The sequence below is a fragment of the Winogradskyella maritima genome (assembly GCF_042650215.1).
In the GTDB taxonomy this organism is placed as follows: Bacteria; Bacteroidota; Bacteroidia; order Flavobacteriales; family Flavobacteriaceae; genus Winogradskyella; species Winogradskyella maritima.
This window is the reverse complement of the sequence record NZ_JBHSAT010000019.1, coordinates 1-22,050: the sequence shown is the minus strand read 5'-3', so window position 1 is coordinate 22,050 and position 22,050 is coordinate 1. Positions and strand designations below refer to the sequence as shown.

Below are 22,050 nucleotides of genomic sequence, written 5' to 3'. Positions count from 1 at the left end.
TTAAAATTAAAATTGTTAGCAATTAGTCCAAATCGTTAATAAGTGCGGTTTACAAGGCTTTGCAGAGGCTTTATATTACATTATTTTTGGGCTGTAATTTAACTTAAAAAAGATGCCAGACATTTCAGCTTTAAAAGATTTAACAACACAAGTGAGGCGTGATATTTTACGCATGGTTCATAAGGTAAACTCAGGTCACCCAGGTGGTTCTTTGGGCTGTGCCGAATTCTTTGTATGCCTTTACAACGAGGTGTTAGAGACAAAAGACGGGTTTAATATGGACGGTAGGGACGAAGACCTTTTCTTTTTATCCAACGGTCACATCTCTCCAGTGTATTATAGTGTTTTGGCACGTGCGGGCTATTTTCCTGTTGAGGAATTGAATACGTTTAGGTTATTGGATTCAAGATTACAAGGTCACCCAACAACGCACGAGGGCTTACCAGGAGTGAGAATCGCCTCTGGCTCTTTAGGTCAAGGTATGTCTGTGGCATTAGGCGCCGCAAGCACTAAAAAATTGAATGGTGATTCTAAACTTATTTATAGTTTACATGGCGACGGCGAATTGCAAGAAGGGCAAAACTGGGAAGCGATAATGTATGCCTCAGGCAATAATGTAGACAATATAATCTCTACTATTGACGTCAACGGTCAACAGATTGATGGTTCAACGGACAAGGTTCTTCCTCTTGGTGACCTCAGTGCAAAATTCAAGGCTTTTGGATGGGATGTTATTGAAGTTGAAAAAGGTAATGACATTGAAGCTATTTTAGAAGGATTGGCAGATGCTAAATCCAAAACAGGTAAAGGGAAACCAGTCTGTGTTCTGTTGCAAACCGTAATGGGCAACGGTGTAGATTTTATGATGCACACGCACGCTTGGCATGGTAAGGCACCAAACGACGAGCAATTAGCTGAAGGACTCTCACAGAATCCAGAAACTTTAGGGGATTATTAATCCAACCATCATTATTTCAAATTACACGAAACAACTATGAAAACATATATCAACACAGGAAATAAAGACACAAGATCTGGTTTTGGAGCAGGACTCACGGAACTTGGTAAAACCAATGAAAATGTTGTAGCACTTTGTGCTGATCTTACAGGGTCCTTAAAGATGGACGAGTTTAAATCGAATCACCCCGAGCGTTTTTTTCAAGTCGGAATAGCAGAAGCTAATATGATTGGTATGGCTGCTGGAATGACGATTGGAGGAAAAATTCCTTTTACCGGAACTTTTGCCAACTTCTCTACAGGCCGTGTGTACGATCAAATTCGCCAAAGTGTAGCCTATTCGGGTAAAAATGTGAAAATATGTGCTTCTCACGCTGGTATTACTTTAGGCGAAGATGGCGCAACACATCAGATTTTGGAAGATATAGGTTTAATGAAAATGTTACCTGGCATGACAGTCATCAACACCTGTGATTATAACCAAACCAAAGCTGCTACATTGGCCATTGCAGAACATGATGGACCTGTTTACTTAAGATTCGGGCGACCTAAAGTCGCCAACTTTACACCCGAAGATCAAACATTCGAAATCGGTAAGGCCGTTCGACTTACAGAGGGCACTGATGTCACCATTATTGCAACAGGGCATTTGGTTTGGGAAGCTTTAGAAGCCGCCAAAGCATTGAATATAAAAGGCATTTCTGCAGAAGTTATTAATATCCATACCATTAAGCCTTTAGATTCTGAGGCTATTCTAAAGTCTGTGGCTAAAACAGGTTGTGTGGTTACCACTGAAGAACATAATTATTTAGGAGGTTTAGGTGAAAGTGTAGCTCGAATACTTTCAGAAAACCGGCCAACACCACAAGAATTTGTTGCTACCCAAGATACATTTGGTGAATCTGGAACACCTGCGCAGCTTATGGAGAAGTACGGATTAAATAGTGATGCCATAGTTTCTGCCTCTGAAAAAGTACTAAATAGAAAATAATCTTCATTTGGCAACGTTTTTGATAGTAGAAGTTCTAAATCAAAAAACGAATAATTATGAAGAAATTAATTTTAACAGGAATTCTCTGTTCAGTAGTTAGCTTAGCCTCTTTTGCACAAGTCGGAAGTGGCTTTGGTTTTAAAGGTGGTCTCAATTATGGAGGCACAGGTGAATACTTTAGATCCATTAGCGACAATTTTGAAAATCCAGACCGAAACATTGGCTACCACTTAGGTCTTTTTGGAAAAATAGGTGATCGCTTATATCTAAGGCCTGAGTTAGTGTATACCAAGGTAAAAACCGATTATGAAAGTGGCACGTTTGACTTGCAAAAATTCGATGCTCCGATTTTAGTTGGCGCGAAAATCCTTGGTCCAATAAGTGTTTTCGGTGGGCCAGCATTACAATACATCCTAGACTCTGAATTTAACGATGTAAACGTTGACAATATTGAAAACGATTTTACAGTTGGTCTTAATTTCGGAATCGCTCTAAACTTTAATAAAGTTGGAATTGACCTACGTTACGAACGTGGTTTCTCCGAGAACGAAGCACGTTTCTTAGACAACAATAACATTATGAATGGGGATCGATTAGATACCCGACCAGAGCAATTGATTTTAAGTTTGTCTTTGAAGATATAACATAATAAATGCATTTAACAAAAAAGCCGCTTCATCAGCGGCTTTTTTTATTTTATGTTATTCCTCTAATTATCTTCACTGTAATCAATGGTAATTTCATCATCCAAATAGTCAAATTTGTTATTACCATCTGTATCCAGCCTCTCAACAGTATTAATAGTTATAATACCATTTTCTTCACTTCTACTAATTTCAAATTCATTAGCTCCTAAAACAGGCTCTGTATCTCCGCTATTGGTATCCACAATATATTCCTTAGGTAATAATTCATTTCTGGTAGATACTCCATCGCCATCATCATCAATATCCAAGAAGTCTGGAGATAAATCTTCGTCTTCGTTATCATCAAAAGTATTCAAATTACTATTTACATCCTCAAGGTAAGATGGAATACCATCACCATCATGATCATTCTCTTCGGTTTGAAGCAACGTAAATTTAAAAACCAAGTTAGAATACACGGGTATACCTAGTCTAGCGGTAGAGAAATATCCTAAACCAGAAGGCAAAAACATAATACCAGTACCATAATTATTATATTCTACACCATTTGCTCCAGTAGTAAAATCTTGAGACACATTAAACTCTGGCATCACTCTATTCCATCCTGTAGGAATGACTACAGATCCAGCGGATATATCCACTAAATCGAAATCTTCCGGTGTAATTGCACTGTCAAAAACTTCGCCACCATCAACTAAAAACCCTTCATATTCTACTCGTACTTTATCTGTAAAACGAGGTGAAGCTTCTCCTCCGCCTTGATTCAATCTTAAAATATAGTAGGTATAATCAACATCTGAAAATATTGTGGTATGAGTCTCTACATTACCTTGTAAAATGACATAGCCATCTGGTACAGTACCTCCAGAGGCCACTTCGATAATATCAATATCCTGCACTCTAATATTGTTTAAAGCATCCAATTGCATTTTATTATAATAGTGGGTACTAAAATACTCCTGCAACAAAGCATCATCTGTAGCCTGTTGTTCTGCTCTATCTCGGTCAGGAACAGGAATAAACTCAGGATCGTCTGGTGAACATGCTGTGATTATAACAGCGAGGACAACTAAAAATTTAAGGCAATTTTGAACTTTCATAATTTTCGAGGACGTTTAAATGCTGAAACGCCATTTTTTTATCTTTATTTTCGCAGGGCAAGATACGATATTATAATACTTTTGCACAAGGAGATTAACGTTGTTTTAATTAATTATGAGAGTTGATAAGTACCTGTGGTGCACGCGCTATTTTAAAACCAGAAATCAAGCTACCGTTGCCTGTAAAAAAGGACAGGTTAAAGTTAACGGTGATGCCGTTAAACCTAGTCGGGAGCTGTATATATTGGATATAGTGGATGTTCGGAAAAACCAAATTAATTACAAACTAAAAGTTAATGATATACCTACAAGTCGAGTTGGTGCCAAATTAGTGGATATCTACAGAACGGACATTACACCAAAAACAGAGTTTGAAACTCAAGACTTATTAAAATACAGTAAAGACTATTACCGCAAAAAAGGTACAGGTCGCCCTACAAAAAAAGACCGAAGGGACATAGACGATTATACCTCTGAAGAAGAATAACTCTTGAATTAGCGTTTCAATAAACGTCTAATTTTGATTAACCAAAACTGTATTATATTTGAACTAGCATCTAATCGGCATCCATGAAAAACATCATATTAAATCATCAGGAAATTGAACATAAAATAAAGCGCATCGCCTATCAGATTTACGAGAGCAATGTCAATGAATCTGAATTAATTATTGCCGGCATAGAAGACAATGGCTTCTTATTGGCTAAGCGCTTGAAACAAAATCTGGATAAAATCTCTGATATAGACAGTCAGCTCTGCAAAGTTACGATAGACAAGAAGCAACCACTAGACACTATCACAACATCTCTTAAAAAAGAGGATTACAAAAACAAGTCTTTGGTGTTGGTAGATGATGTCTTAAATTCTGGAAGTACTTTAATGTACAGTGTGCGTCATTTTCTTGATGTTCCGCTAAAGCAATTTAAAACCGCAGTTTTGGTCAATAGAAACCATAAAAAATATCCAGTAAAAGCAGATTTCAAAGGCATTTCGTTGTCGACCTCATTAAACGAACACGTCAAGGTCAACCTTTCTAAGCAACCTTACGAAGCGTATCTAGATTAATTCAACAACTATAGATTCGCAAATAGATTTTATAGATTTATCGTCTGTAGTAATTGTGACATCGCTTTGCGAATAAAATACATTGCGTTCAAACAGATGTTTACCTATAAATTCTGCTAGCTCCTCTTTCGTTTCGATTTGATTTAATAATGGACGGATTTCCTTTTCGGGCATTAACCGATTAACAAGTGTTGGAATGGACGCTTTCAAATAAAAACACGTAACATTTGAGGCATCTGAAATCATTTTCATGTTAGTTCCATAACAGGGTGTACCGCCACCTAAAGCAAGTACTAAATTATCCTCAGACTCCAACAGTATTTTAAGACATTCAGCTTCCTTTTTTCTAAAAAACAGTTCACCTTTTGTTTTAAAAATATCGGGTACCGAAAGACCTACGGTTGTTTCAATAAACGTATCGAGGTCTTGAAACTGATAGCTGAGAATTTCAGACAAATGTCGTCCAATCGTCGACTTTCCAGACCCCATATAACCCATTAAAACAATAATCATAAACGCTTTTATTTTGACACTTAATAAGATAGATTTCCTTGAACAAAAAAACGAAAAATTTAAATCAAAAAACTATTGTTTTATGAATTAATCATTTTATATTTGCACCCTCGTTAGAGAAAAATTAATGACCGGGTAGCTCAGTTGGTAGAGCATCTCCCTTTTAAGGAGAGGGTCCTGGGTTCGAGCCCCAGCCCGGTCACAACAAGTTAAGCCACTGCTTAACTTTTTTTTTATATTTACTTTTCTTTATTGCGCACGTGGCGGAATTGGTAGACGCGCTGGCTTGAGGGGTCAGTGGACATTAGTCCGTGGAAGTTCGAGTCTTCTCGTGCGCACTTTTTATCAAGATATTTCACTCTGATGTATTACGTTTATATTTTGCATTCTGAACGTTTTGACAAATATTATAAAGGACAAACAGGTAATTTTCCTGAAAGAATCAAACGCCATAACGCTGGAATGGAAAAATCAACTGCTCCCTACAGACCCTGGACACCTATTTGGGTAACCCAGAAACCAACAAAATCAGAGGCAGTAAAATTGGAACGTAAACTCAAAAACCTATCGCGTGAGAAAACCTTGAGTTTTATCGAAAAGTTCAGCCAAGATAAGTGGAAGCCCTGATGTTTTGAAATTGTATTTCAAAAATCAGGATGCTGACCAAAGCGTCAGCATTCAGTCTTCTCGTGCGCACTTTTTCTTGTTTTATTTTTCACTCAACATTATATTTTTGTTAAAAAACAAGCACTTATCAGCTAAAATCTTATTTTTGTTTAACTAATTTTCTAAATTAATGAACAATCTAAAGAATAGGTTTAGCATTAAAGACCTTGAAAACCTAACCGGAATTAAGGCTCACACGATACGGATATGGGAGAAACGCTATAATCTCCTTACACCAAAACGTACAGAAACCAACATACGATATTACGATTTAGAGAATTTTCAGAAACTCCTTAACGTAAGTTTCTTGAACAATAATGGCTATAAAATTTCAAAGATAGCTACTCTTGAAGACCATAAAATCCCAGTATTAGTTAGGGAAATTGCCTCGGAGGATAACAACGAAAGTCATGCCATTAATTCCTTTAAGATGGCGATGCTCAACTTCGACCAAGTTTTGTTTTATAACACGTACGAATCACTTCTCAGGGAGCGTCCTTTTAAGGAAATATTCTACGATATATTTATACCGCTTTTAACGGAAATAGGCTTACTCTGGCAAACGACGACTATTACGCCGGCACACGAGCATTTTCTCGTAGCATTAATTAGACAAAAGATTTTGTTGAATATTGAGATAATTCAATCTAAAACACCTCTTAAGTCAAAGTCTACCTATGTGCTTTATCTTCCTGATAACGAAATTCACGAGCTTGGGCTTATGTTTATTCATTATGAGCTCGTTTCGCAAGGCAACCAATGTATATTTTTGGGCTCTAGTGTGCCTATGGAAAATCTAAGTGACATATTGAGATATTATGATGATGTAAAGTACGTCAGTTACTTTACCATTAAACCTGTTGAAGAAGAGGTAGAATCTTATCTGAAGCAATTCCATAAAGATATCATAGTTGGAAACAATGCTGAATTATATGTGCTTGGAAGAATGCTCAATCATGTAGATATTCCTAACTTGCCCAAAGAGATTAAATCTTTTAAATCCATCCAAGAATTGGTGGAAGCTGTATAAGTCTTAAAATACTATGCCTACAAAAATTGCCGTAATCGGCTCTGGTTTTTCTTCCCTTTCAGTGGCTTGTCATCTTGCAAAAGCAGGAAATAATGTCACTATTTTCGAAAAAAACGATACGGTCGGCGGACGGGCGAGACAACTTAAAAAGGAAGGCTTCATCTTTGATATTGGCCCTTCGTGGTATTGGATGCCCGACATTTTTGAAAAGTTCTTTGCTACATTCGGTAAGTCAACCAGTGATTATTATCAACTCGATAAGTTAAGTCCAGCATATAAAATATTCTTTGCCGATGATGTTATTACCATTGGCGATAGTATGGATAAAATATGTGATGAGTTTGAACGTATTGAGCCAGGCAGTTCAAAACCATTGCGGTCTTTTATCAAAAAAGCACAAGACAACTACAATATTGCCATCAATAAAATTGTCTTAAAACCTGGTTTGTCGCCTTTGGAGTTGGTCACAAAAGACACTGTGACCCGTTTGGACCAATTCTTCAAAACGATAAGTAGTGACGTTCGGAAAAAATTCAAGAATCCTAAACTTATTTCAACTTTAGAGTTTCCGGTGCTATTCTTAGGTGCAAAGCCTAGCAAAACACCTTCGTTTTATAGCTTTATGAATTATGCCGATTTTGGTCTAGGCACCTGGCATCCCAAAGGCGGTATGTACGAAGTTATTAAAGCCATGAAAGCCCTTGCGGAGGAGCTTGGCGTTACCATCAACACCAATTCAGCAGTAGAAAAAATCAATGTGGAGAATTCAAAAACTACTGGGTTAACTGTTAATGGTTCACAACATAAATTTGATTATGTGGTTAGCGGTGCGGATTACCATCATTCCGAAACCCTTTTAGATGAAAAATACCGTCAATATTCCGAAGCGTATTGGGATAAAAAAACCTTTGCACCATCCTCACTCCTATTTTATGTAGGATTCGACAAAAAACTAAAAAACGTAGAACATCACAATTTGTTCTTTGATGCAGATTTTGAAGTTCATGCTGAGGATATTTACGATAATCCAAAATGGCCGGATGAGCCTTTGTTTTATGCTAATTTCCCGTCTGTGACTGATGCTTCAATGGCGCCAGAGGGCTGTGAAACGGGCTTTTTTCTTATTCCTATTGCCCCAAATTTGGAAGATACACCCGGAATAAGAGCGCGTTATTTCGAATTAATTATGCGCCGTTTTGAAAAGAAAACCCTACAAAAGGTTGAAAAAAATATTATATTTAAAGAGTCCTTCTGCGTGCTAGACTTTATGGAAGCCTATAATTCTTACAAAGGAAATGCATACGGAATGGCGAATACATTGATGCAAACGGCTTTTTTAAGGCCGAATCTTAAGAGTAGTAAAGTAGAGCAACTCTATTTTACAGGACAGTTGACCGTCCCGGGACCTGGAGTTCCCCCAGCATTAATTTCTGGAAAATTGGTGGCCGACCTCATCTTAAAACATCAATCTAAAACGTCTTAACATGAAATCGATTTTTGATAATGTCTCCAAAATGTGCAGTAAGGTGGTTACCAACTCCTACAGTACCTCTTTTTCTATGGCGACCAAAATGCTTTCCGATAGCATACGGCAAGACATCTATAATATATATGGATTTGTTCGTTTTGCTGATGAAATTGTGGATACCTTTCATGAGTACGACAAGGAAACCTTATTCAACGATTTTGAAAATGACTTGGAAAAAGCGCTTTCCCAAAAGATTAGTTTAAATCCTATCTTGAATAGCTTTCAAGAAACCTATCATAACTACGGTATCGACAAAGATTTGGTGGATGCTTTTATGAAAAGTATGCGCCTAGACCTTCATAAAAAGGACTATCTCACGGAAGAAGAATACAAGGCCTACATTTATGGTTCTGCGGACGTGGTTGGCTTGATGTGTTTAAAGGTTTTTGTAAAAGGCAATCAAGAGAAATATGACGAATTGAAAGCTTCTGCCATGAGTTTGGGTTCGGCATTTCAAAAAGTAAATTTCCTTCGGGATTTAAAAGCTGATTTTGAAGATTTGAGTAGGACTTATTTCCCGAATACCGATTTAAATCAACTGGACGAAGCCTCTAAACTAGCCATTATTCAAGATATTGAAAGTGACTTTGCCAAGGGTTTAGTAGGAATAAAGAAGTTACCTCTTGAAGCGCGTTTCGGTGTATTTATGGCTTATAGATATTATAACAAGCTACTCGAAAAGCTAAAGAAAACACCAGCTCTAGATATTAAGTCCGCACGAATAAGAGTACCTAATTATCGTAAAGTAGAACTTCTCACAAGAAGCTACGTAAAGTATCAACTCAACCTTATTTAACCAATAGATATGCATACCCTTTATTGGATTCTTATATTTTTAGGAACCTTTTTTATCATGGAATTTAACGCATGGTTTACCCATAAATACGTGATGCACGGCTTTCTCTGGAGTTTACACAAAGACCACCATCACAAAGACCACGATAGCTGGTTTGAGCGCAATGATGCCTTCTTTATTTTTTATGCTATAGTAAGTATGACCTGTTGGTACATTTGGAATTTTCATGACGTCTGGTACTGCCTGCCTATCGGTTTGGGCATCATGGCTTATGGACTCGCCTATTTTATTGTACACGATATTTTTATCCATCAACGCTTTAAGTGGTTACGTAATATCGATAATAAATATGCACGTGGCGTAAGACGTGCACATAAAATTCACCACAAACATTTAGGAAAGCATAAAGGCGAAAACTTTGGGATGCTGATAGTACCCTTGAAGTATTTCAAATAGTCTTATTCTAAAATTAAAGCATCCAACTGATTGGTCACATCTTCGCTGAACCAATCAATGGCACCGCTTTCGTCGATAACAATATTTCCTTTTTTATCAATCACGAAAGTTCTAGGAATGCTTGGCACCTCGAATAAATGACTATAATCCGAAGCCGGATTGTACACTTTAAAATCAAAACCTTTCCGTTTTATAAATCTTGAAATCTGTCCTTCATTATCATTCGTCACAAAGAGGATTTCCATTTTACCATCATACGCATTATATAAACTTTGAAGGCTCGGCATTTCTGCAATACAAGGCGGACACCAGGTCGCCCAAAAGTTGATAAACACCACTTTGCCTTCAGCCGTTTTTAAATCATACAGATTACCCTCTTGGTCTTTCAGCTTCCAATTGTAATCAGCTAATCGCTCTTGTTCATTTTTATCAATAACTGAAGCTGAAAAGATTTTAGACTTCAATTTATGAATAGCCACTTGGATTGGCGTCCGTGTTTGGGGCACAATCAAAATAACGATGAGGATTAAAAAGAGGATACTGTTTCTTCGGGATTTAAAGAAGCTCATGGCATGGGGAATTAATTCAAACTAAAATAATATAAAAGCGTGATGTCTTGGTCGACATCACGCTTTTATTATTACATAAACTAAGTAAGTTATTCTACTGTCTAGTAATTGTTCCTATTGGTTGAAACATTACAACTACGTTAAAATTATATGAAACCTTAAAATGTTAGCTAGCTAACACTACGCCACTTTTTTTGAAAATTCTTATCTCTTTTCTATTGAAATCGATAACCTTATTGTCCTTTAAGTCATTCATCAACGTATTTAGTGTTGGTCTAGAGATACCAAGTAGAGACGCCATATCTTTTTGCGTGTAGGGATGATGAATGATATGGTCTCCTGTTTTATCACAGTCGTAACCATAATCGGAACATAATTCATCTAAAAACTCCGTCAATCTTGTTTTGGAATCTTTAAATAGTAATAATTGTAAACGTCTTTCGAGTCGCTTGAATTTTAATCCAATGAATTTATAAACCTTAAAGCTGAAGGTTTTATTGTCGCGCATTAAATCGTGCATGGTATCAACGCTTACTGGGCAAATTGAAGTTGTGTTGTCAATGGATTGCGCAAACTCGTCGCGTTTGCTTTCGCCAAGTATGGATTTTTCGCCAAACAACTCACCTTTACTTAAAATTGACTTTACAATCTCTTCGCCATCTTCACTGTAATAGCCTATTTTCACTTTACCTTTTTCAATGAGGTATACCTTATTTGAAGCGTCTTCTTCAAAATAGATGTAATCGCTCTTTTTGTACCGGTCAAATTCATGGCAAGACTTATACCGTTTAAACTTATGCGGACAAAGTAGCCCGAATAGATTTACATCTTCAAAAACCCAAATAGATTTCATAGTAAAAAGCGTTTAATACTCCTTACTGTCGGAAAGGTTTCAAATAGCTTACAAAAAAAAGACGCTCGTAATGAACGCCTTTCTCTTATATTTTTAATTTGAAGGTCTCCTTAGATTGAAAAACCTAAAGTTAAAACCACGTTGGTGTTTACGTTATCAATAATACTTGCATTGGTAAATTCCTGCGAGTTTCCGAAGAACTGATAATTGTATTGGCGCTGAAGGCTATTGAAAGCAACGTCCAAAGTTGTGTTTCCGAATTTGTAGCCCAATCCTAAAGAATAGCCTGTTCTGTTTCCGAAGAAAGATTCATCTTCATAAGGGCTTTCTTCAAAACTATAACCGCCTCTTAGACTAATGCGCTCAATTCGGTATTCGGCACCAAATCTATACGTAGACGCATCCTTTAGACGGTTTTCGATATCATCGTTCTGAAACTGAAAAAATGGGTCGGAATTTGGTCTGAATTCAGCATTCGAAAAATTCTTTCGAGAATAATCAAAACTCAATAATCCTTTATCTAGAGCTACATAAGCCACACTCGCCGTAATTTTCGAAGGCGACCTGAATCTGTAATCTGGAAATAGAGTAAAAAATCCTGGGTCAATAACTTGACTAAATGGTGCATTGTCACCGTCATTAACCGTAGTTTCCAAATATTGATAACTTTCTTCCGTAATTCTATACCATGTTGGTGAATCATAGGCCAATCCTAATCTGAAACCATTATCCAACTTTAAGATAGACCCTAATTGAAAGGACAATCCAACACCATTGGTCAACAATATATTTTCGAATCCTACACGATTCACGCCTGCGGATGCATTGTTATTTCTTTCTGAAAAGAAGGTACTTCTTTCGTAATTCACAAAATGCGAATTAACATTTAACCCAATATGTAAATTGTCACCATACTGTGCGGATGCATTAAACGCTAAAGTACCGTTATAGCCATTGGCGTTGTATGCAAATTGCTGGTCATAATTGCCACCAGTAATCGTGTTAATGTATGCCGTATTATCGTCGGTTTCATTCTCAGGGTCTAATATAAATGACTCGTAGCCTAAAAATGCCTGCTGATGGCCAAAGCCAAAAGCCTGCCCGATTTCAAAATAAGCATCAGATAGTGTTTCGCCCTCCAGAGCAGAAATATCTGCAAGTGGAAGCCCTCTTGCATACTCCAAAAAGTAATCTCCGATATTGGCGGTTGGGCTTACACCTCTAGCCGTCCAATTATCGTTGAAGTTTCCGGTTTTATCATAGGCCAAAGCCAAAGCAAACTTGCGCCATGGTGAATTTTGATTACCGTTTAAATAGACAAAAGATGCCCCTGCTTGGTTTAAATCGAAACTAGAATCCTGACTAGATAAGGCATCTTCAAAATAAAAGGTGTCGTTTCTGTTATTGCCAAAACCTAAGGATGCCGAGGCATGGCTGTTATTAAAAATTGAAGACCCCGCTGGGTTGATAGATACAGCAGACATATCACCACCTAGTGCACCGAATGCACCGCTCATACCCTTAAAACGTGCTGTTCCTTCTACATTATCCGTTGATAAACGAACCGCATCTGAGATGTCTTGGGCGTTTAACGTAGCCATAGCAAGCGTAGCTATGACAAAATATTGAAACTTTCTCATTGTAAAATATTAGTAAGATTGATGAAATTTTTATCCGCGTCCTCTACCTCTGGAAGAACCACCTCTGCTTCCTGAAGAACGACTTGAAGACGACCTAGAAGATGAGCGAACACTACCCGAAGAACGACTACTACTAGACGAACGTACAGAACCTGAACTTCTTGAACTCGATCTTGAAGGTGCTGAACGATTAACTCGTGTACCACTAGATCTTCTTGTTGTTGAACGTGTTCCGCTACTTGGTCTGACTCTAGTACCACTTCCCGGGCGAACTCGTGTACCAGACCCTGGTCTCACAACTCTTGTACCGCTTCCTGGGCGTACTCGAGTGCCTGATCCAGGCCTTACTCTTGTCCCACTACCTGGACGTACCGTACGTGTACCGTTTGAATTTCTGATAACTCTACCATTAGAGTTGGACAGTCGAGATCTTGTGTTAGTCCCTCTGGTATATCTACCGCTAGTTGCAGTAGTTCTGTTTCTTATGCTTCTTATATCTGAGCGTCTTCCTAATTGTGCAACGCTTCGGTTATTAATCAGAGAACTGTTTCTTCCATATACAGAACCTCTCCTTCCATAATTGTAGGCAAAACCGTTTCCGTAATAACCGCCGTAGCCATATCCCGGTGGACACCAGTAAGGATTACCGAAGCCTCCGCCCCAGCCCCAGCCAGCATTCCAACCAAAGCCACCGCCCCAGGCCCAGCCGTTGTTCCATCCCCAGCCGAATCGGTTAAAGCCCCAAGGTCGTCCCCAACCCCAGTTATTCCAACCCCAGCCAAAACGTCCACCGTATAACCAAGGGTCATTCCAGCCCCAGCCCCAGTTGTTCCAGCCGTTGTCTATTATATTAATAGTAACTTGATCATTAACTTGTCCCCAACCACCGTAATTCAATGGTGCTTCGAGAGTGTCCGTAGCTACAAAGTTCCCTTCATAAGAATCGATATCCGTAAAGATTTCTGATTCCCCACTAATTTCATTTAAGTCCCTAGACTCTTCAGCAAAATAGTTAGAGTAATAGTTTGATGAGCTTCTAGATGCTTCTTCAGCCTCAACAACAACTACTTTTTGTCCATTTGTCTGGTAAATACCATCATTATCATAGCCTGCATATTGATATGTACCACAAGAGGTTAAGGCTACAAGTGCGCCAAGCGCCAATAGCGAGTTAAAATTCTTTTTCATAAGTGTAATTATTCTCATAACGATGCAGGTTTTAATTGTTGGGCAATACAAAAATAGTTAGTTTTGCGCCACAAATTTCTGTTTTATTATTATTTAACTTAATCACAATATTTGTGCCAAAACACTCGCAATGAGCAAAAATCTTACGAAAAGGGCTGAAGATTATTCAAAATGGTATAATGAACTCGTAGTCAAGGCCGATTTAGCCGAAAACTCCGCAGTTCGTGGTTGTATGGTGATTAAACCCTACGGATTTGCTATTTGGGAAAAGATGCAGGCGGAATTAGACCGCATGTTTAAAGCTACAGGTCATCAAAACGCCTATTTCCCGCTCTTTGTGCCAAAAAGCTTATTTGAAGCCGAAGAAAAAAATGCCGAAGGGTTTGCCAAAGAATGTGCCGTAGTCACCCACTATAGATTACAGAATGATCCAGATAGACCAGGAAAATTACGTGTGGATCCAGAAGCAAAACTTGAAGAAGAATTGGTGGTTAGACCAACAAGTGAAGCAATCATATGGAACACCTATAAGGGTTGGATACAGAGTTATAGAGACTTACCGATACTAATTAATCAATGGGCCAATGTAGTACGTTGGGAAATGCGTACCCGTTTGTTTTTGCGTACTGCCGAATTCCTTTGGCAAGAAGGCCATACGGCGCACGCCACTGAGGCGGAAGCTATTGCAGAAACGGAACAAATGAACGACATCTACGCCACGTTTGTACAGAATTTTATGGCCATTCCCGTAATAAAAGGTGTTAAGACAGAAAGCGAACGTTTTGCAGGTGCCGTAGATACGCATTGTATCGAAGCTCTAATGCAAGATGGAAAAGCTTTACAGGCTGGCACATCACACTTTTTGGGACAAAACTTTGCTAAGGCGTTTGATGTGAAATTCGCGAGTAAGGAAGGCACCTTAGATTATGTCTGGGCGACCTCTTGGGGCGTTTCCACACGTCTTATGGGTGCTCTGATTATGACGCATAGTGATGACCAAGGACTTGTATTACCGCCAAACTTAGCGCCGATTCAAGTGGTTATTGTACCTATATATAAGACTGATGAGCAACGTGACGCTATTACAGCGAAAGTAGAAACGCTTAAAGCCGTATTGGAAGCCAAAGGCATTAGCGTAAAATACGATAATAGAGACACGTATCGCCCAGGTGCAAAATTTGCCCAACATGAATTGCAAGGTGTCCCATTACGAATCGCGATTGGGTCACGGGATTTGGAAAACGGAACGGTAGAATTAGCTCGACGTGATAATCTTACCAAAGAAACCGTTTCTTTTGAAGGGATTGAAGACCATATTGAAGGGTTATTGAAGACTATTCAAGAGGATTTATTTAATAAGGCCTTACACTTTAGAGATACGCATATTACTGAGGTGGATAATTTTGAAGATTTTAAAACTATTTTAGACACCAAAACCGGATTTATTTCGGCGCATTGGGATGGAACTCCAGAGACTGAAACTAAAATTAAAGAATTGACAAAGGCTACTATACGTTGCATTCCCAACGATTTTGAACCAGAAAAAGGCCAATGTGTGTACAGTGGAAATCCATCTAAAGGAAGAGTGCTTTTTGCAAAAGCGTATTAATTTTGAAAAAAAATTAATTTGAAGTTGCAACATTTAAAAATAGTTGTATTTTTGCATCCGCAATGGAAACATTGTGTGTTCATTTAAATACTAATGAGTTTTACAGGCCCTCAAAAAGCATGTAAATAGTATAACTAAATGGCCCGTTCGTCTATCGGCTAGGACGCCAGGTTTTCATCCTGGTAAGAGGGGTTCGATTCCCCTACGGGCTACAATTTTTTAAATTAGAAGAAAAACATATAATGGCAAATCATAAGTCAGCATTAAAAAGAATTAGAAGTAACGAAAAGCGCAGAGTTCTTAACAGATATCAGCACAAAACAACGCGTAACGCTATTAAGAAGTTACGTGAGATTACTGACGCTAAAGAAGCTCAAGGTATGTTACCTTCAGTGATCAGCATGATTGATAAACTTGCTAAGAAAAATATCATTCACGATAACAAAGCTGGAAACTTAAAGTCACAATTAACATTACACGTTAACGCGCTTTAATTAGATTCCTAAAAGAAGATATTTGAAATCCCTGCCTTTGGCGGGGATTTTTTGTTTCACCTTTTTAAGATTTCCATTTCACTTCGTGATCTCAATCGCCTTATAAGAGAAATAGAAATGATTGATAATATTAGAACAAAGCCAATCACAATTTTAATTATTCCGAAGCTCGCTATAAACAGGACAATTCCAAAAATACTCCGACCACTACCAATAATTTCGTAGTTAGCTCCATTTTCAATTTGAACAGCTAAATAAAGAGACCAAATAAAAAGTCCTGTCATAAACAATAGCGCGAAGAATTGTTTTTTACCATAATTGAAAATACTTGGAAGTTTAGAAACGTAATTAAAACTTGTTAAATCGGCTTTTAAAACATCAAAAATCTCTTGCTTTATCTTATTGTCCTTTACGATTAGCTCATCTTCTGAATTGTTACCATAGTAAATTTTTAATTCATTTTTTCCACTTTGATTTTCAATTCGTTTTATGTAAGTATAAGGAACACTAAAAAGATTATCTAAAAACGACAAATCAGTAGACTCTACATTTAATTTATTAAGCTCATCGTACTTTGGGTTTCCTTTATAGATTGTTTTATTTCTTATAACAATCAGCTTATTTGACTTAGAGCCTTTGATTTTCCAATATTTATGCATTTCGATTTTAATGTTAGTTGTAAAGTATTCAAAAAAAATCGTGACCCGTATTAATTTACTTATTCAGTAAATACAAAACAGTTTTTCATCTTCTCGGCTTAAAATCCCCAAAATGCCATAATATCCCAGAAGGGTCATGAAGGAAAAACTCGTTGCCCCAATCATTATTGACGATGTCGGATAGTCTTACGTTGTCGTAGGTTTCGGTGAGTTTAAGACTTTTTATATTAGTCAGCGTGTTTTCTAAATCATCCACTTCAAAGAAAATCATGGAGTTGTCCACCCAATCTTTTACATAGGCATCTTGCAAGTAAAAGCCGAAGCGACCCATAAAGAAATAAGACATTTTTGGAGAAGTAACCACTTCTTCAAATCCTAAATCCTTATAAAATTGCCGAGATACTGTGTAGTCTTTAGCACCGATAAATGGTCTTATGGATTTTCCTTGTAGTTTCATTCGCTATATATCTGATTATTAATCTGCGCTTACAGAGCTCCAGTTCTCTCCTCTTTTTATTCTATGGATTTGTGTGTCGGATACGCCAAAACGTTTTGCAATCATGCTGATTCGGGTTTTGTTATTTTTTAGTTGGCGTTTGATGATTTTCACTTTCCCTTCGTTCAGCTTACCAATTTTTTTGCCACGTTTTTCAACAACTTGTTCCCAACTTGGATTATTGAACTGGTGCAGTTCCTTTTCGCGCTTGGTTGCCCATTTTAGGTTTTCAATACGATTGTCGGTTTTGTCGTAGTTAAGATGGATGACGCAAACTCCGTCATTTTTTTCAAGGAAATGTTCTGCTAAAAGTTTGTGAACGTATCTGCTCGTTAATTTACCATTCCGTTTTTGTTTTAACGGTAGGTTTTGGTACCCATTGATATAGGTTTTTTTGACTAAAACCTCCTGCTCTCCTTTGCAATTTATTATCCGACCATAATTTGAGATTTTATATTTCTCGTTATCTGCGATGCCATCATCAAATTCAATCGGCTTCCATTCTTCATTCCAATAGTTTCTTATCATTCTTTATTTTTTATCAAAAGTACTCAACGTTTTTGTCTATGGTTGATTAGGTATTTTAAGTGTCTAATTTAGTAAATACAGAGCGAATACAAAATCCGTGAGGATTCTAGAACAAGCAATTACTTCTATCCGTTGTTGTACACAGTATCAATTCATTAATCCTATTTGATATTTCGTAGCATCAAAAGCTACCTGCAAACCTCTCAAATTTGATTCAGATTTATTTTGCTCAAATAATTCAGTCAAGTGTTCGGTTTGTTTAGCGACATTATCATTCTCTTTTTTAAAGATTTGATATTTTAAAAGAATTAAATTCGCCATAATTTTATCAGAAACGGTTAAATCTTTTTGGTTTAGGTATTCCACTATTGTGCTTTCTATCTCGGAATCGTTTTCAGATAGTTCATCGAATAAGTATGCATTTGCCAAGTCAGATTTATTCATAGTCGAGTAATCATTCTGGTTAGACATATCTTTACGATAAGTCATTTTGTTTCCATTTAGAAAATACCATCTCGTGTAGGAATCATTTTCCATTTTGATATCTTTTTCAAACTCTTTTTTCTTTACGCTCCAGTTAGTGAAAGCTATTAAAAGTTCAGTTCCGTCTTCTTTCTTCAAAATTGCAAATCGAATCAAGTAATTCCTTTTTCCGGGCTTTTCAATTTCAACGTCTAATTTGTTTTCTAACGAAACATACTTTTTAAGAGCCTTAAGAATAGAAGAAACATCCTTGGAACTCGCTTCTGGAAATAGATTTTCTCTTAGAAACAGGTCAATGTATAGATAATGAGTCAAATAAAAGTCATCCATTTGCAGATAATTCGCTTCTAACAAATGTTCAGTTTTAATATTGATTTTTTCAGATTGAGCATACCCAAAATTCGTGAATATTGCTACAAGTAAAAGTGTGATTATTTTTCTGTTCATTGTTTTGATTTATGTTGTAAACAACGGTCTAAAATAACCGTCAGTTACGGCTAAATTTACATCAAATTTCGGATAGCACAGGCGATAGAAATTTCGTAATGGATTTGCACGTAGAGGAATCCGCCGTAATTACGACTTTATAGCGCTGGTAAATGTTATTTATTTTTATTTTTCGGTGGCATTGGTAGTGGATTTCTCAAAGTATCCTTAAGCAAATCTGTCAATTTTATAGAGTCTATTTTATCGATTAATAAGTTTCCGTCATCACGATAATTTAAAAGTACCCCAAATTCGTTCTTCGAATCAATGTCTTTTAGATTGTAAATAATTTCCAATGGCTTATTTTTCAATGGAATCTTACCATAAGCAATCACAGTAATCTCCACGCCGTCTGGATAGTTTTTACTAATCTCCTTTAATTTTGATAATGTTTTCAAAATTTTTTCATTTAACCCATTCTCGCACCAGTTGTTAAAGCCATTAAAATTATCGCTTGACTTCACAAATTCTATAAATTCAAAAGACCTGTTGTTAAAATCTTGGAAAGTTAATGAATCAGTTTTTACTTGGCCTAGGCAGAAATTAACCGTTAGAAGGAAAGTAGCTAGTGTAAATATCTTTGTAATTTTCATAATGTATACTATTGGTCTCGGCTATAAATTGTTGCGTGTGTTAGCATTTGACTTTGCAAGTACAGAAGTGGTAAGAACCTGTCTGCCGACAGGCAGGCAAGCAATTACTTATAGCCATTGTTTTGAGCAGTTTATCAGTTAATCAATGAATTCGATATTTGATATGATTTTAAATGATTCAGATTCCAAAAACTTTTCTTTACTCAGTTCTTTGTTAGAATTGTATACTTCTTTTATATAAGAAGCTGTTAACGATTTATTTAAGTCATTTGGGTTTGGTACGATAATATATGAATATTGTTGCCATACTTCTTTGTCTTCTGCTTGATAGCGTATTAGGAGTTCAGAATAATTTGCTGGTAAATCATTTATTATAATTTCGTCATCGGCTTTTTTTGAGTAAACAACAATGCTCGGGTAAGAACAAAACTGGTTAATCAATTTCTGCATTCCTGCCTCAATAACATATTTGTCTATTATCGGTCTGAATGTGTTAAACATCATACTGTAGCTTTTAGAAGCGTTTAAATCACCGTCTACAAGATTTGTGGAAAGCGTTAAACCCAAACTTGCGCTTGCAAATTCTAGTAATTCGCTACTTTCGTCAGTTTCTTTCTGAACACTTACATAATGAATTTTATTTGGTGTGTCTTTTTCATAATTTTTGTAGGTATTAGGAATCTTAACTTTAAAATTTCTTTCTTCCCATCCATATTTTTTGCAGTAATCGGGCTTAATATGAATAATTTTATAAGGGTCTTTTATTTCTAAATCAATTTTATTGGCTTCATTTGATGAACATCCTATAGTGATTGTAGTAAGGAAAAGAATAATGTAGTAGCTAATGGTTTTGTTCATTTTTATAGGTATAATTATTTAAGTTGAGTTTTTATAAAATCTAAATTTTTAAGCTTATTCCATAATTCTTGCGGTGTATCCGTAAATTCTTCAAGGTTAACAATTACTAGACCAGAATCTGTCTTACTCGCCCATATAAAATCTTTAAAACTATCAGTTGTTTCAATTTTATCCAATTCCGACATCTTATTTTTTAAGTCTAATATTGCAATTGTTGGATAAGTCACTCCAGTAATTTCGTCTAGAGTGTTGTTTTTTAGTAAACCAACCGTACTTATTTTGGCTTGTGAAAAATCACAACTGATTAATTTATTTTCAAAACGTAATTCAAAACGTCCTTTGAATGAACAATTTTTGAATTTTGGATTCCAATTTCCGCCAATTTGTTTTGTATGTGCCCAAATAAGACAATTTTCGAATGTGCATTTGTTTGTCAAGACATAGGTATACTTGGCAGAGCAACGAATCTTTATTTCACAATCGATAAAATGACATTCTAAAAATGAACCAACAAATTCCTTGGCATCTATCTCAACTATTTTGTTGATGATTTTTTCTCTATGTCTTTTGTGAATTGGGAATCCGTGAGCTGTACTATTTGGTAATAGCTTTTCTTTTTTAGCAGATTTGAGGTCTTTATTAAAATCAAAGTTTTTTTCTCTTCCAAAAAGTTTGTTCAATATTGACATAATTTCTGTTTCTCAAATTGCACGCAACGGTCTCGGCTATGAGTAGTTGCGTGGTTTAGCACTTAACTTTGCAAGTACACACCAAACTGAAAATCCGCGAGGATTTTCAGAAGTAGGCGAGAACAAGCAATTACTTATAGCCATTGTTGTGCTTTCGTTATTTTTTTATTTCTGATTCGATTGCGATATTAACTTTTTTAAGAAATTCCAATAAATCATTCTCTTCTTCCAATCCTGATTGCCTAACAGTTGTAATGAAATCAACCCAAAAAATAAATTCAGGATTACGAAAAGATTTTTTGTTGTCCCTTGAGAGCTTATTATAATCAATTATTTCTTTTTTTGATGCAATCATTGGCCAATAATATTCTCCTCTTAATTTTTCTATAATTTTAGTATCTTCATCTGCGTCAATAATAAATTCATTTATTGAGGATAACATATATCTAATTTCTTTATTCTGTATTAAGTTAATTCTCCCTGAATTTATTACTGAATTCAAAATTCCAAGTTTAGGGTCATAGGTATAATTATAATTCATAACAATTAAGATAGACTGCAAGCTATCATTGGAAATACTATTTAGCTTATTAGTGTCAGTTATCATTGATTTAATTTCCTTTCCTGCAACCAAAGATTTTTCGTGTTCAGCTATTATTATTTCCAGTGCTTTTATATTAGATTTTATCTCTGTATTTAAATCATAAAGAGCTTCTTTTTCAGAATCAGAGTCAATTCTTTTTTTGTTCCAATTACTAACTTGCAATGCGATTAATATTCCAATAACTACAAGTAAAATCTCTCCAAACGCATATTTAAGATACTTTCCAGTTTTTCCTTGTGAAAGCAGATTTTGTCTAATTTTTCGAAAGAATTTTATCATTGGTTAATGGTTGGTTTTAATGAAGCACAACGGTCTTGTGTATGATTAGTGGCGTGTTTAAGCACCTAATTTAGCAAATAAAAGCCGAATAGAAAATCCGCGAGGATTTTCGTAAGTAGGCGATAACTAGCCATTAATTATACACTTCTTAAGTTTACAATCCATTAAATTTAGAGTTATAAACAGAAAAGACAAAAGAGAGGATCAAGGTTATTATACACGTAGAAGCCTAGACTTCGTCAACATTGAAAATCCCCTCTCTTTTTCTACACG

General features: G+C 36.3%; 26 protein-coding genes and 3 tRNA genes. 15 read left to right on the top strand and 14 right to left on the bottom strand.

Annotation, left to right across the window (positions count from 1 at the left end; translation table 11 throughout):
- Positions 1-112: 112 nt before the first annotated feature.
- The 3 genes from ACFOSX_RS11120 to ACFOSX_RS11110 are packed head-to-tail and all read left to right on the top strand — an operon-like array spanning position 113 to position 2,592.
- Positions 113-958: a transketolase gene (locus tag ACFOSX_RS11120; RefSeq protein WP_386100841.1), complete on the top strand. Its 846-nt coding sequence runs from the start codon at positions 113-115 to the stop codon at positions 956-958.
- Positions 959-994: 36 nt separating this feature from the next.
- Positions 995-1,948 carry a transketolase family protein gene (locus ACFOSX_RS11115; protein WP_386100838.1) on the top strand — a complete coding sequence of 318 codons (954 nt, stop codon included), beginning with the start codon at positions 995-997 and terminating at the stop codon, positions 1,946-1,948.
- 56 nt (positions 1,949-2,004) lie between these two features.
- Positions 2,005-2,592 (top strand): outer membrane beta-barrel protein, encoded by a 588-nt coding sequence (locus tag ACFOSX_RS11110; protein WP_386100835.1) that lies wholly within the window; start codon positions 2,005-2,007, stop codon positions 2,590-2,592.
- A 65-nt stretch (positions 2,593-2,657) separates the two neighbouring features.
- Here ACFOSX_RS11110 and ACFOSX_RS11105 read toward each other — a convergent pair whose 3' ends face one another.
- Entirely contained in the window at positions 2,658-3,695 is a 1,038-nt protein-coding gene (locus ACFOSX_RS11105) for an FKBP-type peptidyl-prolyl cis-trans isomerase (protein ID WP_386100832.1), read from the bottom strand.
- 115 nt (positions 3,696-3,810) lie between these two features.
- On the opposite strand from ACFOSX_RS11105, the gene ACFOSX_RS11100 reads away from it, so the two are divergent.
- Both ACFOSX_RS11100 and ACFOSX_RS11095 read left to right on the top strand, forming a co-directional pair.
- Entirely contained in the window at positions 3,811-4,182 is a 372-nt protein-coding gene (locus ACFOSX_RS11100; protein ID WP_386100829.1) for an RNA-binding S4 domain-containing protein, read from the top strand.
- 83 nt (positions 4,183-4,265) lie between these two features.
- Positions 4,266-4,760, top strand: a complete 495-nt coding sequence (locus tag ACFOSX_RS11095) for a phosphoribosyltransferase family protein (protein WP_386100826.1) — start codon at positions 4,266-4,268, stop codon at positions 4,758-4,760.
- On the opposite strand, the gene ACFOSX_RS11090 is transcribed toward ACFOSX_RS11095, so the two are convergent.
- Entirely contained in the window at positions 4,752-5,273 is a 522-nt protein-coding gene (locus ACFOSX_RS11090; RefSeq protein ID WP_386100823.1) for a shikimate kinase, read from the bottom strand. The two genes, ACFOSX_RS11095 and ACFOSX_RS11090, sit on opposite strands and share 9 nt — an antisense overlap.
- 129 nt (positions 5,274-5,402) lie before the next feature.
- Between ACFOSX_RS11090 and ACFOSX_RS11085 the strand changes: the two genes are divergently transcribed.
- The 7 genes from ACFOSX_RS11085 to ACFOSX_RS11055 all read left to right on the top strand — a co-directional run bounded on the left by ACFOSX_RS11085 (position 5,403) and on the right by ACFOSX_RS11055 (position 9,749).
- Positions 5,403-5,475 (top strand) — tRNA-Lys (locus ACFOSX_RS11085).
- A gap of 52 nt (positions 5,476-5,527) precedes the next feature.
- A tRNA-Leu gene (locus ACFOSX_RS11080) sits at positions 5,528-5,611 on the top strand.
- A gap of 25 nt (positions 5,612-5,636) precedes the next feature.
- Positions 5,637-5,900 carry a GIY-YIG nuclease family protein gene (locus ACFOSX_RS11075; protein WP_386100820.1) on the top strand — a complete coding sequence of 88 codons (264 nt, stop codon included), beginning with the start codon at positions 5,637-5,639 and terminating at the stop codon, positions 5,898-5,900.
- Between the two features lie 169 nt (positions 5,901-6,069).
- Entirely contained in the window at positions 6,070-6,969 is a 900-nt protein-coding gene (locus tag ACFOSX_RS11070; RefSeq protein ID WP_386100817.1) for a MerR family transcriptional regulator, read from the top strand.
- 13 nt (positions 6,970-6,982) lie between these two features.
- Positions 6,983-8,452, top strand: coding sequence for a phytoene desaturase family protein (locus ACFOSX_RS11065; protein WP_386100814.1), 1,470 nt, complete (start codon positions 6,983-6,985; stop codon positions 8,450-8,452).
- A 1-nt stretch (position 8,453) separates the two neighbouring features.
- Positions 8,454-9,293: a phytoene/squalene synthase family protein gene (locus ACFOSX_RS11060; RefSeq protein ID WP_386100811.1), complete on the top strand. Its 840-nt coding sequence runs from the start codon at positions 8,454-8,456 to the stop codon at positions 9,291-9,293.
- A 9-nt stretch (positions 9,294-9,302) separates the two neighbouring features.
- A complete protein-coding gene (locus ACFOSX_RS11055; RefSeq protein WP_386100808.1) occupies positions 9,303-9,749 on the top strand; it encodes a beta-carotene hydroxylase in 447 nt (148 codons plus the stop codon).
- A 2-nt stretch (positions 9,750-9,751) separates the two neighbouring features.
- Here ACFOSX_RS11055 and ACFOSX_RS11050 read toward each other — a convergent pair whose 3' ends face one another.
- From ACFOSX_RS11050 to ACFOSX_RS11035, 4 genes are all read right to left on the bottom strand, one after another.
- Positions 9,752-10,318 (bottom strand): TlpA family protein disulfide reductase, encoded by a 567-nt coding sequence (locus tag ACFOSX_RS11050; RefSeq protein ID WP_386100805.1) that lies wholly within the window; start codon positions 10,316-10,318, stop codon positions 9,752-9,754.
- Positions 10,319-10,484: 166 nt separating this feature from the next.
- A complete protein-coding gene (locus ACFOSX_RS11045; RefSeq protein ID WP_386100802.1) occupies positions 10,485-11,171 on the bottom strand; it encodes a Crp/Fnr family transcriptional regulator in 687 nt (228 codons plus the stop codon).
- A 110-nt stretch (positions 11,172-11,281) separates the two neighbouring features.
- Complete coding sequence (locus ACFOSX_RS11040; RefSeq protein ID WP_386100799.1) at positions 11,282-12,811, bottom strand: OmpP1/FadL family transporter; 1,530 nt, start codon at positions 12,809-12,811, stop codon at positions 11,282-11,284.
- Positions 12,812-12,841: 30 nt separating this feature from the next.
- Positions 12,842-14,017 carry a hypothetical protein gene (locus ACFOSX_RS11035; protein WP_386100796.1) on the bottom strand — a complete coding sequence of 392 codons (1,176 nt, stop codon included), beginning with the start codon at positions 14,015-14,017 and terminating at the stop codon, positions 12,842-12,844.
- 112 nt (positions 14,018-14,129) lie between these two features.
- Here ACFOSX_RS11035 and proS point away from each other — a divergent pair, with 112 nt between their 5' ends.
- The 3 genes from proS to rpsT all read left to right on the top strand — a co-directional run bounded on the left by proS (position 14,130) and on the right by rpsT (position 16,102).
- Entirely contained in the window at positions 14,130-15,608 is a 1,479-nt protein-coding gene (proS, locus tag ACFOSX_RS11030) for a proline--tRNA ligase (protein WP_386100793.1), read from the top strand.
- A gap of 140 nt (positions 15,609-15,748) precedes the next feature.
- Positions 15,749-15,820 (top strand) — tRNA-Glu (locus ACFOSX_RS11025).
- A 30-nt stretch (positions 15,821-15,850) separates the two neighbouring features.
- Entirely contained in the window at positions 15,851-16,102 is a 252-nt protein-coding gene (gene rpsT / locus ACFOSX_RS11020) for a 30S ribosomal protein S20 (protein WP_386100790.1), read from the top strand.
- A 56-nt stretch (positions 16,103-16,158) separates the two neighbouring features.
- On the opposite strand, the gene ACFOSX_RS11015 is transcribed toward rpsT, so the two are convergent.
- From ACFOSX_RS11015 to ACFOSX_RS10980, 8 genes are all read right to left on the bottom strand, one after another.
- On the bottom strand, positions 16,159-16,761 hold the full coding sequence (locus ACFOSX_RS11015; protein ID WP_386100787.1) for a hypothetical protein: 603 nt from the start codon (positions 16,759-16,761) through the stop codon (positions 16,159-16,161).
- A gap of 85 nt (positions 16,762-16,846) precedes the next feature.
- Entirely contained in the window at positions 16,847-17,218 is a 372-nt protein-coding gene (locus ACFOSX_RS11010; protein WP_386100784.1) for a glyoxalase, read from the bottom strand.
- Between the two features lie 18 nt (positions 17,219-17,236).
- Entirely contained in the window at positions 17,237-17,785 is a 549-nt protein-coding gene (locus tag ACFOSX_RS11005) for an NUMOD4 domain-containing protein (protein ID WP_386100781.1), read from the bottom strand.
- Positions 17,786-17,932: 147 nt separating this feature from the next.
- A complete protein-coding gene (locus ACFOSX_RS11000; RefSeq protein WP_386100778.1) occupies positions 17,933-18,715 on the bottom strand; it encodes a hypothetical protein in 783 nt (260 codons plus the stop codon).
- A gap of 155 nt (positions 18,716-18,870) precedes the next feature.
- The gene (locus ACFOSX_RS10995) at positions 18,871-19,347 is read right to left on the bottom strand and encodes a hypothetical protein (protein ID WP_386100775.1); all 477 of its coding nucleotides are present in this window, start codon (positions 19,345-19,347) and stop codon (positions 18,871-18,873) included.
- 138 nt (positions 19,348-19,485) lie between these two features.
- The gene (locus ACFOSX_RS10990) at positions 19,486-20,205 is read right to left on the bottom strand and encodes a hypothetical protein (RefSeq protein WP_386100772.1); all 720 of its coding nucleotides are present in this window, start codon (positions 20,203-20,205) and stop codon (positions 19,486-19,488) included.
- Positions 20,206-20,219: 14 nt separating this feature from the next.
- The gene (locus ACFOSX_RS10985; protein WP_386100769.1) at positions 20,220-20,894 is read right to left on the bottom strand and encodes a hypothetical protein; all 675 of its coding nucleotides are present in this window, start codon (positions 20,892-20,894) and stop codon (positions 20,220-20,222) included.
- Between the two features lie 157 nt (positions 20,895-21,051).
- Entirely contained in the window at positions 21,052-21,777 is a 726-nt protein-coding gene (locus ACFOSX_RS10980; protein WP_386100766.1) for a DUF6090 family protein, read from the bottom strand.
- Positions 21,778-22,050 lie beyond the last annotated feature (273 nt).